13 protein-coding genes are annotated in these 14,714 nt (G+C 65.3%); 2 read left to right on the plus strand and 11 right to left on the minus strand.

What is annotated here, in order from left to right; all coding sequences use genetic code 11:
• Positions 1-10: 10 nt before the first annotated feature.
• The 5 genes from AC3G7M_RS15270 to AC3G7M_RS15290 form a co-directional block, all read right to left on the minus strand.
• A complete protein-coding gene (locus AC3G7M_RS15270; RefSeq protein WP_489212989.1) occupies positions 11-1,711 on the minus strand; it encodes a methyl-accepting chemotaxis protein in 1,701 nt (566 codons plus the stop codon).
• 79 nt (positions 1,712-1,790) lie between these two features.
• A complete protein-coding gene (locus AC3G7M_RS15275; protein WP_489212990.1) occupies positions 1,791-2,297 on the minus strand; it encodes a chemotaxis protein CheW in 507 nt (168 codons plus the stop codon).
• A gap of 21 nt (positions 2,298-2,318) precedes the next feature.
• The gene (locus AC3G7M_RS15280; protein WP_489212991.1) at positions 2,319-3,761 is read right to left on the minus strand and encodes a CheR family methyltransferase; all 1,443 of its coding nucleotides are present in this window, start codon (positions 3,759-3,761) and stop codon (positions 2,319-2,321) included.
• A complete protein-coding gene (locus tag AC3G7M_RS15285) occupies positions 3,761-4,291 on the minus strand; it encodes a chemotaxis protein CheW (RefSeq protein ID WP_489212992.1) in 531 nt (176 codons plus the stop codon). Before AC3G7M_RS15285 ends, AC3G7M_RS15280 begins: the two co-directional genes overlap by 1 nt.
• Before the next feature lie 89 nt (positions 4,292-4,380).
• Entirely contained in the window at positions 4,381-4,602 is a 222-nt protein-coding gene (locus tag AC3G7M_RS15290; protein WP_489212993.1) for a hypothetical protein, read from the minus strand.
• Between the two features lie 194 nt (positions 4,603-4,796).
• Between AC3G7M_RS15290 and AC3G7M_RS15295 the strand changes: the two genes are divergently transcribed.
• Together AC3G7M_RS15295 and AC3G7M_RS15300 are read left to right on the plus strand one after the other, a co-directional pair.
• Positions 4,797-6,764, plus strand: coding sequence for a primary-amine oxidase (locus tag AC3G7M_RS15295; protein ID WP_489212994.1), 1,968 nt, complete (start codon positions 4,797-4,799; stop codon positions 6,762-6,764).
• Positions 6,765-6,897: 133 nt separating this feature from the next.
• Positions 6,898-8,307 (plus strand): APC family permease, encoded by a 1,410-nt coding sequence (locus AC3G7M_RS15300; protein ID WP_489212995.1) that lies wholly within the window; start codon positions 6,898-6,900, stop codon positions 8,305-8,307.
• A 106-nt stretch (positions 8,308-8,413) separates the two neighbouring features.
• Here the strand turns inward: AC3G7M_RS15300 and AC3G7M_RS15305 are convergent, their stop codons facing one another.
• The 6 genes from AC3G7M_RS15305 to AC3G7M_RS15330 form a co-directional block, all read right to left on the minus strand.
• Positions 8,414-8,812 (minus strand): FtsB family cell division protein, encoded by a 399-nt coding sequence (locus tag AC3G7M_RS15305; protein WP_489212996.1) that lies wholly within the window; start codon positions 8,810-8,812, stop codon positions 8,414-8,416.
• A 109-nt stretch (positions 8,813-8,921) separates the two neighbouring features.
• Positions 8,922-9,341, minus strand: a complete 420-nt coding sequence (locus AC3G7M_RS15310) for an OmpA family protein (RefSeq protein ID WP_489212997.1) — start codon at positions 9,339-9,341, stop codon at positions 8,922-8,924.
• 114 nt (positions 9,342-9,455) lie between these two features.
• Entirely contained in the window at positions 9,456-11,084 is a 1,629-nt protein-coding gene (gene cydC / locus AC3G7M_RS15315; RefSeq protein WP_489212998.1) for a thiol reductant ABC exporter subunit CydC, read from the minus strand.
• A complete protein-coding gene (gene cydD, locus AC3G7M_RS15320; protein WP_489212999.1) occupies positions 11,084-12,799 on the minus strand; it encodes a thiol reductant ABC exporter subunit CydD in 1,716 nt (571 codons plus the stop codon). The genes cydC and cydD overlap by 1 nt, the downstream gene beginning before the upstream one ends.
• A 210-nt stretch (positions 12,800-13,009) precedes the next feature.
• On the minus strand, positions 13,010-13,519 hold the full coding sequence (gene dps / locus AC3G7M_RS15325) for a DNA starvation/stationary phase protection protein Dps (protein WP_489213000.1): 510 nt from the start codon (positions 13,517-13,519) through the stop codon (positions 13,010-13,012).
• A 65-nt stretch (positions 13,520-13,584) separates the two neighbouring features.
• On the minus strand, positions 13,585-14,619 hold the full coding sequence (locus AC3G7M_RS15330; protein WP_489213001.1) for a polyprenyl synthetase family protein: 1,035 nt from the start codon (positions 14,617-14,619) through the stop codon (positions 13,585-13,587).
• Positions 14,620-14,714: the final 95 nt, after the last annotated feature.

A 14,714-nucleotide genomic window follows, 5' to 3' on the forward strand; every position in this document is an offset into this window, starting at 1 on the left:
CTGCCGTGGTTCAGATTTTGTAGCGATCGCCCAGCGTCATCAATGCGCCCGCGAGTTCGGCCAGACTGCTGGCCGCCACATCCAGTTCCCGCGTGCCGGCCGCCGTCTGCTGGCTTGCCTGGCGGATGTTCTGCAACGCCCCCATGACCTGCTCGATGCCGATCTGCTGCTGGTTGGTGGAAGCTACGATCTGCTGGAAGGTCTGGACGCTTTCCTGCACGCTTGCCGTGATCGCCTCGATGGTGCGTTCCGTCACATCCGAACGCTCGCGGCCCACGGCGACGCGCTTGACCGACTCTTCCGTCATCATCACCGAGGCATTGATGCCGCGCTGGATCTCTCCCAGCAGCGAGCGGACTTGCACGGTCGCTTCCTTGGCCTGATCGGCCAGCACCTTCAGTTCGGAGGCGACGACGGCGAAACTGCGCCCGTTCTCTCCGGCGGCCGCCGCCTCGATGGCGGCATTCAGCGCCAGCAGATGGGCGCGCTCGGAGACGTCGTTGACGGTCGAGATGATCTCGCCGATGGCCTGGGTCTTCTCGCTGAGTGCGACGATATTGGTGGCCACCACCTCGCCCTGCTCGCGGATCGCGTCCATCGCGCGAACCGCGTCAGACACCGCGCTGAGGCCATTCGCGCTCGTCTGCACCGCCTGCTGCGCGACCTGGATGACCTCCTGCGCGCGGGCGGAAATGCGGGCGCCGGAATGGGTAATTTCATCCGCAGTCGCGGCCGTCTCCTGCAAGGCCGCCAATTGCTGCTCGACACTCGCCGCCTGTTCCTGGGTCGAGGCGCGGATCTGCGCGGCGGAGGCGTTGAGCGTGCTGGTAAGTTCCCGGCTTTGCCGGCTGACCTGCCGCAGGCTCTCGGCCATGTCGTTCAGCGTGGCCCCCAGCCGGCCGAGTTCATCGCGGCCCGTGCGCAGCGGCTCTCCGGTGAGATCGCCGCGGCCGACGCGCTCAGCGAAGTCGATGAATGCATCAAGCGGACGGATGATGGATCGCAATATGGCCCAGGCGATGAGGATCAGCAGGACGACGGCAATGGCCATGGTCCATAGCAACAGGTAGCGCGCATTGGCGTACAGCTCGCCAATGCGCGTGATGCCGGCATTGCTGCCGCTGGCAAGCGCATCGACCGCCTGGGACAGCGTCTTGCCGAAGACGGCATTGTCCTGCACCAGCTTCGGCTCTGCCGCCATCACGACGGGCATATTGCCGCGGTTGACAGCATCGAATTGGGCCAGCGAATCCGCCTGCAGGGCGATAAACTGGAGCTGGGCCTGCTGCAGGACGGTGGTGATACCCCGCCAGCTCTCAGCGCGGACGTCGCTATTGACCGAGGCCGCCTGCTGTTCATACCCCTGCGTGATTGAGACCGTCTGGCTCATCTGGTTGCTGAGGCCCGCAGCCAGCGACCGCCAGCGATCAATGGCCGCCGAAACAGTGGGGGCAGAAATATCCGCATTCGCGGCAACAGCGTCCTGTTTTGGCAGCATGAAATCGACGATGATGGCGCGCCGCGCATCCAGAAGCGTGATTTGCCCCTGCAGGATGTTCTGAAAGGCCCGGTAGGCCCAGATATCGTGATCGATGACCGCGACCGTCGTATCCTTGACGGTACCGATCCGGTTGAGCGCGAAGACGCCGACACCGATCAGCAGCAGGATGCTGATCAGGAAGCCAAGGAAGAGCCGGGCGGCGATGGTCACGGCAGTCACTCCACTCGTCTGGGGCAGTGGCGCGCTGCAGAATGCGCGCCACCTGAGGATTTCGTATCAGGCACGCGCTTCAGGATAAGGCATCGGGTGTTGCGGGGCCAAAGCGGCGGCGCAGCGTCTCAGGATCAAAAAGCGCAACCAGCCGCCCGTCGAGGTCAAAACTGGGACCGCTGCCGGCCAGATCGAAACGGCCGATCACGCGGTCCACGGCCAGCGCCAGATGCGGCGCGCCACCCCGCAGGAGCAGAAGATGGGCCGAGGACCCATCCGACCCATCATCGTCGCTCACGGCCACGGACAGCAGCCGGCGCAGGCCGACGACGCTGTAAAAGCGCCCGGCGCGGCCGATGACACCGAGCACGGCGGGATCGCGCATGGGCATGGCGGCGCAGCCCTCGAAAGGAATGACGGCGGCGATGTCCGCGATATCGATCCCGAGCAGGCTTTGCCCCACGGCCGCGACCACCAGCGCGCGACGGACAGCCGCCGCGGTGGCCTCTGCCCGGACCTGCCGCTCGGCCAGCGCGCGGGTGCGGCGATCAAGGATCGCGGCCGCTCTTTCCGCCTGACGATTCACAGCCTGCCTCCCCTGCCCATCCTAGCCGCGCTTCACCCGCAGGCGCAGCCGCACCCGTTCGGCGAGTTCAGGCGGCGTCAATCCGTCGCTCTCCGGCAGGACCGCATCCTCCGGCAGCGTGGCGCAGAGCCGCATGACCTGCGCCATGCTGCGGCGGCCGGCCTCAGGCATGGGACCATCCAGGAGCAGCAGGCCGAGATGGTAATGGGCCATGACCATGTCCCCGGCAAGATAGACGGCACGGCGCAGTGCGGCCGCGGCTTCGGCGCGAAGGCCACCGGCCTGGGCGATCACGCCATCATAAAAATGCAGCCGGGCGTCCAGCGGATCGGCCTCGATCGCCAGCCGGCAGGCATCCGCGGCCTCATCCAGGCGTCCCGCATCGGCCAGGGCCCGGATGACGGCGAGCGGCGGCGCGTTCCTGCGCCCTGCCTGCGTGGGAACGACAGATGCCTGCGCCGGCGGCAGCGGCGCGGGGGCCGGTGCTTCCTGATGGCGGCTGCCGATCTGTGGTGGGGGTGGCGGCCGTTCGACCGGTATCGCGACCGGCTCAATCAATGCGGACAAGCGCGGAGGCCGGGCCGCAGCGCTCAAGATCTCCGAATCGGGCTGGCGGAAGGCCATGGTGCCGTCGAGTTCGACGATACTCAGATCGCGCGGCAAGGCCGCGATGGCGTCAGAATGGCCGACCATCAGCCAGCCAGTGGGGGACAGGCAGGCTGCGAGCGCCGCCAGTGTCGGCGCGATCTGTGCCGGGCTGAAATAGATCAGCACGTTGCGACATAGGATGAGGTCGAACTGAGCCCAGTCCGGGCTGCCCCCGGCGGGCGGCAGGCTGAGCAGATTGTGCTGCACGAAGTGCAGCCGCAGACGATGGCGGTCTGCAATCCGCCAATGGCGCCCATCGGGCATGGCGGTAAAATCCCGCGCCCTTTCGGCGCCCGGCATGCCGCGGAGTGCCCAATCACTGAAAACGCCCGTCCGTGCCTGATCAAGCGCACGACGGCTGATGTCGCTGCCGACAATCTCGATCGTCCAGTCGCGCAGCGCGGCACCCAGGAGCCGTTCCAGCAGGATGGCGATGGAATAAGGCTCGGCGCCCACGGCGCAGCCCGCACTCCAGACGCGCAAGGCGCGGCGCTGCGTGTTCCGGCGAATGATATCGGGAAAAATAACGTCCCGGAGGGCGGCGAACTGCTCCTTGTGCCGGAAGAAGAAGGTCTCGCCGATGGTGATTTCGGCCTCCAGCTCCTGCCATTCCGTCGCACCTTCGCCAGAGTGGCGGAGCAACACGAGATAGTCTGCGATCGTGCGCGAGCCGGTGGCCCGCAGCCTGCGGTCCACGCGATCCCGCAGAAGATAATCCTTGTCGCTATAATAGTGGTGGCCGGTGCGGGCGATAATCGCCTGTTTCAGCTCCAGAAAGCCAATGTCACTCTTCGGCAGCGCCTTGGGCGCCAGCATCAGCCGGGCTCCACCGGCCGGAACAGCGCGGCGCGTGTGCTTTCGAGCGCCGTAAAGGCAACAAGCCGTTCGCGTTCATAGGTCGTGAGCAGATCCGGGACAGAGAGCAGAGGGACCGCGCCCTCACCATGGCGGATCTCGCCCTGGACACAGCCGTTGAAACTGTCGCGCCCCGTCAGCCCGCTCGGTTCGGCCTGAACCAGTTCCGTGACCCGATCGACGCGCAACGCCAGGCGCGGCCCGCCGTCGCGGGCCTGCAGCAGCAAGAGATGATGGTAGAGCGCCGTGCCCTCCGCCGGACCCGACAGGCCAAGCAGGCTATTCAGCGGCAGCACGAAGACAGCGGTCTGACCGAGCGAAAAGCAGCCGAGGAGAATGGGCGGGGCGCCGGGCACCGGGCTCAAACGCGGCAAGGGCAGGATTTCCGCCACATCGCGTTGCAGAATCGCCAGCAGATGACCCGCCTCCCGGATCAACAAGACGGGCTGAAGGGCCGGACTCTCTGACATGGCCACTATGGTCGCGCTCATGGAACCATACTGCCACGTCATCCCCGTCCCGTCGCCCATGCAGTTTCAGCTTCCTAGGCGAGCAGCACCGCCGCGCGACTAGGCAGGGATCAGTGCTTGGCCTTGCCGGTGCGGTGCGCTTGCTCAGAGTGAAAACGGTCACTCGTCGGCTGACCCTTGGGCTCATCCTCCGCACTCACATGCGGCATTGGAGCGGTCGGGCTCGGGCGGTTGTCGGGAGAGCCGTCAACCGACTCTGCCTCGGGCTCGGCACCGGATTTCACTGTCTTCGGCGACACATGATCGCGACGGTGGTCGGACTTGGTTGTCATGGCGCAATCCTCCTCAGTCCCCATGAGCCACGATATGGGCATGAGTTCTGGCCTTAACAGGGGTGGACTGCATCAGCCGGCAGCCTCCAGAGGCCGGGAGGAGCACCGCTCTGGCACGAGATTTGCTTAGAAAATTGCCAGGGATGCACAGAGTCCCTCCGGGCGCATGGCCATGAGCATGAGGAGATCGGTCTTTGGATGACATCGCGTCTACCGCCAGTCTCTCCGCCGCCCGGGCGGCGCCGCTCAGGCACCGCTTGCTGCTGGCGCCATTGAGCCCCACCGAGATCCGCGCGGTCGTCACGATCATCAAGGCGGACCCCGACTTCGGCGAGGCCGTGCTGTTCGAGACGATCGAGGCCATGGACCCGCCCAAAAGCGCTGTGGTCAGCGGCCAGCCCTCGGACGCCAGCGGCGCGCCCTTGCACCGGCGCGCCCGGGCGAACGTCTTTCATAACGATCAGCCCGGCGTGTGGAAGCTGACGCTGTCGCTCGACGAAGGGCGGATTCTGACCCGTGAGCATGCGCCCACCGCCCGGCCGATGATCCAGCTCGAACAATTCATGCAGGTTGAAGGCTGGGTGAAGGCCGATCCGCGCTTCATTGCGGCCTGCGCCCGCCGCGGCGTGACCGAGATGGAGAAGGTCTGCGTCGATCCCTGGTCGGCCGGCAATTTCGGCTATGCCGAGGAAGACGGACGGCTGCTCTGCCACACCTTCGCGTGGCTGCGCCTGTATCAGGACGAGGCCTTTTACGCCCATCCGATCGAAGGGCTGAACGCGGTCGTTGACGTCAAGACCGGCGAGGTTTTGCGCGTGGACGACCGGCCCGGCCCGCCGATCCCGATGACGGAAGTCAATTACGACAGCCAGTTTGTGACCGACACGCAGCCGCCGCTGAAGCCGCTGCATATCGTCCAACCCGAGGGCGTCAACTTCACGCTCGACGGCCATCATCTGACCTGGGACCGCTGGTCGCTGTCCATCGGTTTCAATGCCCGTGAAGGGCTGACATTGCATGACATCCGGTTCGACGGACGGCCGCTCATCAACCGCGCGTCGCTGGTCGAGATGGTGGTGCCTTACGGGTCGCCCGATCGCGGGCATTTCCGCAAGAATGTTTTCGACATCGGCGAATACGGTCTCGGCAAGCTCGCCAACTCCCTCAAGCTCGGCTGCGACTGCCTGGGCGTGATCCAGTATCTCGACGCGCATCTGAATACGATGACCGGCGATATCTTCACGATCGAAAAGGCGATCTGCATTCATGAAGAGGATAACGGCATCCTGTGGAAGCACTGGGATTTCCGCACCGAGCGGACGCAGGTGCGCCGCGGCCGCAAGCTTGTCGTCTCGGTCATCTGCACCGTGGGCAATTACGAATATGCCCAATACTGGTATTTCGACCAGGCCGGTGAAATCGAATTCGAGATGAAGGCGACGGGCATCATCAACACCGTCGGCATCGAACCGGGCAAGCCCAGCAAATACGAGACCGAAGTCTCACCCGGTGTCGCGGGGCAGATCCACCAGCATATTTTCTGCGCGCGCCTCGACATGGCCGTGGACGGTGAGCGCAACACGGTCGTCGAATGCAATACGCAGGCGGAGGCGGTCGAGAACAATCCTTATGGCAACGCGTTCTTTGAGACTCAGACCGCCTTCCGCACCGAATTGGAAGGAAGCCGCCGCGCCAATCCGGCCAGCCAGCGCTACTGGAAGGTGACCAATCCCAATGTCAGCAATGCCATCGGGCAGCCTACCGCCTACAAGCTGATGCCGACCAATACCGTGACCTCCTTCCTGGTGCCGGGCGGCCCCTCGGGCACGCGTTCCAACTTTGTCGAAAACCATCTTTGGGTATCCGCCTATGACGCGGAGGAACGCTATCCCGCGGGCGAGTTCATGAACCATTCCGATGGGCGCGGCGGCATTGCCGACTATGTCGCGCAGGACCGCCCGATCGAGAATGAAAGCGTCGTGCTGTGGCATGTCTTTGGGCTGCATCATGCCGTGCGTGTTGAAGACTTCCCTGTTCAGCCCTGCATCTCCACCGGATTCACGCTGATGCCGACCGGCTTTTTCAATGGTAATCCTGCAATCAATCTGGCGGAAACGGTCAATACGGAAAGCAAGGCCGCTGATGCAGGCTGCTGCGCATGACGGTTCGGTCGCCGTTTGCGCTGGCGACACGATTTTTGTCGGTCATATGACGAAACAAGCCTTGCCATATCAGTGATATGCCACGAATACTCGCCCACGATTTCACGAAATTTTTACTGAGGAGATCTGCATAATGGTGGTCGCGACCGACCTGACAGGCGTTCCGGCGAAGGCGCAGTTGAAGCATGGCGCATTGAGCCTGCTCGAAACGATCGGGCAATCTATCGCCAATATCGCGCCCACGCTGACGCCCGCCCTGAATATCACCGTCGTTGCCGGCCTCGCCGGCGTCGGCTCCTGGCTGTCCTATCTGATTGCGACGATCGGCCTTGTGTTTGTGGGTGCCTGCATCGCGTCTCTTGCCAAGCGTCATCCCGAGGCCGGGTCCTACTTCGTCTATATCGGCCGTAATTTCGGCCCGATGACGGGCGCGCTCGCCGGCTGGGCGATGATCCTGGCCTATCTGACCACAGCGGTCGCCGTCGTCTTCGGCTTTCCGATCTTTCTGTCGAACTTCCTGTCCGTTTTCCATGCGAGCCTGTCCTTCCCCGTGCTCGTGCTCTTTACGGTCGCCTTCCTGGCGCTCGTCACCTATGCCGCCTATCGCGACATTCAGGTGTCGTCGCGGATCGGCCTGATCATGGAGACGCTGTCGATCGGCATCATCATCATCATCACCGCCGTCGTCGTCGCCAAGCACGGCACAGTTGTCGACTCCACGCAGCTGGACGTGAGCAAGCTCAAGTTCGGTGGCGTGATGTCAGCGCTGACCTTCGCGGTCTTCAGCTTCGTGGGCTTTGAAAGTGCAGCGACCCTGGCCAAAGAATCGTCCAACCCCCAGCGCAACGTGCCGATCGCCATCATCGGCAGCGCTGCCGTGGCCGGAGCCTTCTTCTGCATCCTGTCCTATTGCATGGTCATGGGCATGGATGACAATGCGGGCGCCATCGGCAACAGCTCGTCCCCCTTCGCCGATATGACCAACAAGGCCGGCCTGCCCTGGGCCGCCGCCGTCGTCTACTTTGCCGCCATGATCTCGGGCTTTGCCTGCGCCCTGGCCTGCATCAATGCCAGCTCGCGCATGCTTTACTCCATGGGCCGCTACCAGTTCCTGCACCGCTCCATGGGCCTGGTCCACGGCACCCATAAGACGCCGCATATCGCCGTGCTCGCCTCCGCCGTCATCGTGCTGGTCCTGACCCTGGCCCTGCTGCCGGAAGGCTTCCTGAATGGGTTCGGTCTGACCGGCACCATCGCGACCTATGGCTTCGTCGTCGTCTATCTCGGCGTCTGCGTGACCGCTCCGGTCGATCTCTACCGGGCCGGCAAGCTGCAGGCGCAGCACCTGCTCTACGGCGTCGTCGGCGCGGCCCTGATGGCCTTCGTCATCTACGGCAGCGTCGCGCCCTACCCGACCGCGCCCTACAACTGGCTGCCGCCGATCTTCATCGCCTATATGGTGATCGGCTTCATCTGGTTCGCGATCCTGAAGGGCAAGTCGCCTGAGACGCTCCGCCTCATCGCGGAAGACATGGAGGGCTGATCAGCCCTCCCATCGACCATCCCGGCCGCGCGGCCGGGATGGGTTTATCGGACAAAAAAAGGGGCCATGTGGCCCCTTTTTATTGTCTCGTTGACGAAGGCCGCGCTTACTGGCCCGCCGTCGTGGCCGGCAGCGGCGCCGGCGCGATGACGGAGCCGGGGTCAGGCGCCGGCAGGCCCGTCGCCGGCGTGCCATTGCCCATCATCACCACCGTGTCACCGGGATCGACCAGATTGAGCATGCTGCGCGCCTGGCCATCCAGCGCGTCCAGATCGAGCGTGCGGCCGCCGATCCCCTGGATGCGGTTCTGCCATTGGGCAACGTCTTCATTCGCATGGGCGAGCTGGACTTCGGCCGCCTGCAGATCCAGACGATCCTGCTGCTGGGCGACCAGACCGCGATCGCCGCGCGTCGCATTCCAGGCGAAATAGGCGGCGAGCGACAGGAAGATGACAGGCGGAATCCCTGCCCGCACCCGCCGCTTGATCGAGACCGCAAAAGACATGAAGCAGCACTCCAGGAAGACCCGCTATCCTATTGCCTTCATGCCGTTTTCTGGGTGCCGGGCGCAAGCCTGCAATGAGGCTCGCGCAACACAAGTGTGGAAAAGTTTCTTAGAAACCCGCGTGGATGATGTCGATTTCGACCCGGCGGGCCTCGATCGGGCTAAGCTGATAGCTGGTCGCGCCGCGCGCCATGCTGGTGACGCGGTTGGACGGCACGCCATCGGCGATGATCTGGTTCATGACATTGCTCGCCCGCTGCTCAGACAACGTCTGGTTGGCGGCGTCCGTGCCAATCGTGCTGGCGAAGCCCACCACCTGGACGGTCGATCCAGGGTCTTTCAACGCCGCCTGCGCTGCCTGCGACACCACGGCCAGGCCCTGACCGTCGAGTGTCGAGGACCAGGCACTGTAGAAGACAATGAATTTCGGCTCAGCCGAATGATATTGCCGCGACAGGAGTTGGGATGTGCTGGAGCAGCCGCTGAGGCCGATCAGTGACAAGGCAAGAAGGGCTGCTCTACGGCGCATGAATTCGGCTCCACACTAGGTTGGCCTGATGGGGCCTGACCGCGCGGCGTCCGTCAAGGGAGCTGCGCGTAAAAACCGTGCGGTTTGAACGAACTACACGGGTGCATTGACCCGTCAGGCAGTCGCCGCCACGGCATGATGGCCTGAAATGCGCCAGATCCGGTCCAGCCTCTCCACGCCCAGAAGCCGGTGCGCGATCAGAACGAAGGTGCGGCCGCGGCCCAGATCGTTCAGCGTCGCCAGGAAGGCCTGTTCGGTCTCGATATCGAGGCCGGCACAGGGCTCGTCCAGTATGACGACCAGAGCGGGTGACAGCAGCACGCGGGCCAGCGCCAGGCGCCGCCCCTGGCCACCGGAAAAGCGAAAGCCGCCCTCACCCACCCAGGTATCGAGCTTCTCCGGCAGGGCGCGCACCGTGTCGCCGATCTGGGCCGCATCCAGCGCCGCCCAGAGCGCGCGCTCGTCGGCGTCGGGCCGGGCGAGCAGGAGATTGGCCCGGATGGTATCGTCGAAGAGATGCGTGGCCTGAGACAGCAGCGCGATGCGCGACCTCAGGTCGGCGGCCTTGAGGTCAGCGATATCAACGCCGCCGAGCAGAATACGGCCCTCCTCCGGCACCGCCAGGCGCAGCGCCAGCTGCGCCAGCGTCGATTTGCCTGAGCCCGAGGGGCCCAGGATGGCGACACGCGAGCCGTTCGGGATTTCCATCGTCAGCCCGTCGAGCACCGGGCTGCGCTCCGCCTGCCAGCGGAAGCGCACGCCTTCAAAGCGCAGCGTGGAATCTGTCGGCAAAGGCCGCGGCGCCAGCGGATCGGGCGAGATCAAGGGTGCGGACGCGGCCAGGCGCACACGCCGGGCGCCCGCCATGGCATAGCCCGCCAGCGCCCCGGCGCGGGGCAGACCGCCGATCGCCTCAAAAGCCGCGATCGTCAGAAAGGCAGCCGCCACCGCGGCCGGCGCCGGCGCGCCGAGCCCGACCAAGACAGCCAGAATCGCCGCCTGGGCGCAGAGGAAGGATGCGAGCTGCGCCAGCCGCGCATATTTGGCGACGTCTCGCTGGGCGGCCAGCAGATTGGCCTCCCGCGCCTGCACGGCGGCGAGCATGCGTCCCTCGGCCCCGAACACGCGGACCTCGCGCAGACCCGTGATCGCGTCGAGCACGGTGACGCGTAGCGCCGACAGATTGCCCGCCAGGCGCGCCCCGGCGCTTGCGGTGCCGCGGGCGGCGAGCACCGGCAGCAGGAAGGCGGAGAGCGCGAAGAGAATGCCTACGAGCAGCGACAGAATGCCGCTGTGCAGCGCCAGCACGACGACCAGTATCGGCAGCACGACAACCGCGCCCGCGAGCGGCACCAGAATGCGCGAATAAAGCCCATCGAGCGATTCCACGTCGCTGACGGCGCGGTTCAGCACATCACCACTGCGTGCCAGACCAAGTCCGCCGGCCAGCCGCTGGGCGATGCCGGCGAAGAACCACACGCGGAGATCGGCGAGCGCCCGGAAGGTCGCCTCATGCGTCACGACACGCTCGGCATAGCGGAGGATGACGCGCGCAACGCCCGCCACCCGCAGCAGGACCGGGGTGACGATCACGGCCGCCACCACGGCGGCTGCCGTCAGGCGTCCGGCCAGCGCCATCATCATCAGCCCGGCGAGGAGTGCGAGAAGCGAGAGGATGATGCCAGCCACCATCCAGCCGGCGCGGTTCCGCCAGAGGCGGAAGATGACGAGAATATCCTGCATCAGGCGACCCCTTTCTGCGCGTCGCCCGCCACAAGCCGACCCGATGCCATATTGAGGCGGCGGCCGGTCAGCATGTGCGCCTGGGTCGAATGGCTTGCCATGATCACAGTGCGGCCGACCGCCAGCCGCTTCAGGCTTTCCAGGACTTCAGCCTCGGTCGCCGGGTCCAGATGCGCCGTGGGCTCATCCAGCAGCAGCAGCGGCGCGTTCTTGAGGAAGGCACGGGCAATGGCGATGCGCTGCACCTGACCGCCCGACAGCCCATAGCCGCCTTCGCCCACCATAGTGTCGAGCCCGTCCGGCAGGTCCGCGAGAAAACCATCCATGCTGGCGAGGCGAACGGCCTCGGACAGTTCGCCCGCGCTCGCTTCAGGCTTGGCAAAGCGGACATTATCGCGAATGGTCGCCGCAAAGATGACCGGCTTCTGGCCGATCCAGGCGGTGAGCCGCGCCAGCGCCTGGGGCACGATGCTGCCCATATCCATGCCGTTCAGCAGCACACGGCCAGTATCGGGGCGCACGAAGCCGAGCAGGATTTCGATGACCGTGGATTTGCCGGCGCCGGACGGTCCCGCCAGGATAACGGCACCACCCGCCGGCAAGCGAAAGCTGACTCCGTCCAGCGCCGGACCACGGGCCTTGTCCCAGGTCAGATGCACATCCTCGAACGCGACGCTGATGCCATGCGCCGCGACGGTCACCGGAGCGGCCGCCGGAGGCTCCGCCATCAGGCGTGCATCGGCGTCGGGCAGCGCGATCAGCGCTTCCGCCGCGGCAATGCCGGCGCCGCGATCCTGATAGGCGAGCGCGAAGGCACGCAAGGGCGCGAACATCTCAGGCACCAGCAGCAGCAGAAACAAGGCCCGACCGGCCTGGGCCGCCATCTCGGCCCCTTTCGGCGCAGCCAGGATGAGATGGCCCTGCTGCACGGCAATCCCGATCAGGGCGACCGCCGCCGCGAGGTCGAGTGCCGTGGACGAGAGAAAGGCCGCCCGCAGCACGCGCATGGTGCGCCGGCGCAGCTCGTCGGCGGCGCCGCGCAGGGCGACTGCCTCATCCTCCGCCCGTCCGGCCAGGACGATGGTGCCGATGCCCCGAATACGGTCCAGAAAGCGCGATTCGAGGCGCATCATGGCGGCGAGCTGCGAGCGCGCGGCAAGCGCCGCACCGATTCCGGCAATCGCCTGGGCAAAGGGCACACAGATGCCGCAAGCCGCCAGGATGAGGGCCGAGACAGGGTCTGCGATGGCGGCGGCGATGACGATCAGCAGCGGCGCCAGCACGGCCATCAGGGCGGCCGGAATCCAGCGCGCGAAGAAACCGTCCAGCGCTTCGATGCGATCGACGACAATCCCCGCCAGATGCGCGCTATGGCCATGGCGCAGCAGGCTGGGTCCGATCGACAGCAGGCGGCTGAGCGTCTCGCTGCGCAGACGGCGCCGGCTTGCCGCGCCGGCCGCCGAGCCGGCCGCGTCAGCGCCCAGACCCATCAGGCCGCGCAACACCGCGGCGATGGCGAAGATGATGGAAGCGAGCACAACCGGCTGATCGTCGCGCACGATGAGGGCGCGGAGCAGGTCAGCGGCGGCGGCGGCCTGGATGACGCCGAACAGCGTGCCAAGAAGGCCGAAGACGATCGCGCTGGACGCCGCCTTGCGGCCCTGCGCACTCTGTTGGCGCAGCCAGGCGGTCGCAGCTTTCTTCTTTGCATCCATGTTCCCCGCATAGCGCGAAGTGCCGGGCCTGCCCAGCGCCGCACGACAGGGAATTTGCGACAATATGGTTAGCGTGCGGGGCGCCGTGATGACACGTGACGGCGTTCCGCGCAGGACATCAGGCTTTGGCCGAAACAAAACAGGCCGGAGATAACTCTCCGGCCTGTTTTGACCTCAGTCTGAGGCAAGTGCGGACACTTGCCGCCAGGGTCAGGCGGGTTCCTGCGTATGGGCTTCCAGGAACCACAGCGCCTTGTCGAGATCGCGCGACGCCGCCGTAAAGATATCCGCGGTATCAGCATCGCCGGCTTCATCGGTGTCATCGATGGCCTTGCGGGTTGCATTGGCGACTGCGCTGTAGCGCTCGATCAGCGCCGCCAGATGATCCTCGATCTTGTAGATATTGGTGGGGTAGGCCGGAACGGTCGACTTGTCGGCGACCACCTGCGTCGTGCCGAGCGCCGTGCCGCCGAGCTGGGCGACGCGTTCGGCCACGGTATCGACATGCTCGTCGATCTGGTCGCGGAAACCGTCCAGCATCTCATGGATCATAATGAAACGCGGACCCTTGAGGTTCCAATGCGCCTGCTTGGTGATCAGAGCGAGATCGATCATATCGGCCAGACGGGCATTCAGTATCTCGATGGCCACGGTCTTGGCATTGCTCTCGAGGTCGTTACGGGTCTTGTGATTGTGGATGGTCTTGGGTGCAGTCGCCATGGGGTGTCGCCCTTTCAAAATCGGTCAACGAAGCTGAACCACAGGTGGGACCGCCCCAGCCCGCGTCAATGGACCCTGATCACCGTGTAGGTTGCGACATCCATCAAGGCATCGCGAAGCTCGGAGGGCGGGAAAATCGCCAGCGCCGCCTGCGCGCTGCGCACGAAGCTTTCAGCCCGTGCGAGAGTGGTGGCGATCGCTTTGTGATTGTCGAGCAGCTGCATCGCATGGGCCAGATCCGCGTCCGTCTGCTGCCCCTCCTCCAGCGTGCGACGCCAGAAGGCCCGTTCCGGCTCCGATCCCTGGGCATAGGCGATCAGCACCGGCAGCGTCACCTTGCCCTCGCGGAAATCGTCGCCGACGGTCTTGCCGAGCACCGCCTGATCGGCCGCGTAATCAAGCGCGTCATCAACCAGCTGGAAGGCGATACCGAGATCCTGGCCGTAATGGGCCAGGGCGTCTTCCTCCGCCAGCGGTCGTCCCGCGACGACGGCGCCGACCTGGGCGGCGGCCGAGAACAGTGCGGCGGTCTTGCCGCGGACCACGTCCAGATAGCGTTCCTCGGTGGTGGTCAGGTCATGCTGGGTGACGAGCTGCAGCACCTCGCCCTCGGCGATGGTGGCGGAGGCCGAGCACAGAATGCGCAGCACATGCAGCGATCCGTCTTCCACCATCAGCTGAAAGGCGCGGGCGAACATGAAGTCACCCACGAGCACCGGCGTCTTGTTGTCGAAAATCGCATTGGCGGAGTCGAGGCCGCGGCGCAACCTGCTTTCATCCACGACGTCATCATGCAACAGGGTCGCCGTATGGATGAATTCGACACAGGCAGCGAGATGCACATGCCGTTGTCCGCCCCGGTAGCCGCACATGCGGGCGGCTGCCAGCGTCAGCAGCGGGCGCAGGCGCTTGCCGCCGGCGGCGACGATATGGGCGGTCACCTGACCGATGAGATCGACCGGACTGTCCATCCGCTTCACGATGGCCTGGCTGCACGCCTCCATATCCGCCTGCAGCAGGCGCGTCAGCCTGGTCAGCGCATCGGGCGGCTGGGTTTCGGCCGCAATTTCCTGGCTGGGAGATGTGACGCCGGCAGTCATGCCCAAACTCAAGCCCTTCCTTACGGTGGTCGATATGAGCCCCGGATAGCGCGGCTCCGACCGTCAGCCTACAGCCGACCGCGTTCGCCATCGCA

The sequence above is a fragment of the Acidisoma sibiricum genome, from assembly GCF_057837225.1.

Bases quoted from the DNA above. Each gene is read 5' to 3' on its own strand.
- AC3G7M_RS15280 (WP_489212991.1), bottom strand. From the start codon at position 3,761: ATGCTGGCGCCCAAGGCGCTGCCGAAGAGTGACATTGGCTTTCTGGAG.
- AC3G7M_RS15285 (WP_489212992.1), bottom strand. From the start codon at position 4,291: ATGAGCGCGACCATAGTGGCCATGTCAGAGAGTCCGGCCCTTCAGCCC.
- AC3G7M_RS15290 (WP_489212993.1), bottom strand. From the start codon at position 4,602: ATGACAACCAAGTCCGACCACCGTCGCGATCATGTGTCGCCGAAGACA.
- AC3G7M_RS15300 (WP_489212995.1), top strand. From the start codon at position 6,898: ATGGTGGTCGCGACCGACCTGACAGGCGTTCCGGCGAAGGCGCAGTTG.
- AC3G7M_RS15305 (WP_489212996.1), bottom strand. From the start codon at position 8,812: ATGTCTTTTGCGGTCTCGATCAAGCGGCGGGTGCGGGCAGGGATTCCG.
- AC3G7M_RS15310 (WP_489212997.1), bottom strand. From the start codon at position 9,341: ATGCGCCGTAGAGCAGCCCTTCTTGCCTTGTCACTGATCGGCCTCAGC.
- cydC (WP_489212998.1), bottom strand. From the start codon at position 11,084: ATGCAGGATATTCTCGTCATCTTCCGCCTCTGGCGGAACCGCGCCGGC.
- cydD (WP_489212999.1), bottom strand. From the start codon at position 12,799: ATGGATGCAAAGAAGAAAGCTGCGACCGCCTGGCTGCGCCAACAGAGT.
- dps (WP_489213000.1), bottom strand. From the start codon at position 13,519: ATGGCGACTGCACCCAAGACCATCCACAATCACAAGACCCGTAACGAC.
- AC3G7M_RS15330 (WP_489213001.1), bottom strand. From the start codon at position 14,619: ATGACTGCCGGCGTCACATCTCCCAGCCAGGAAATTGCGGCCGAAACC.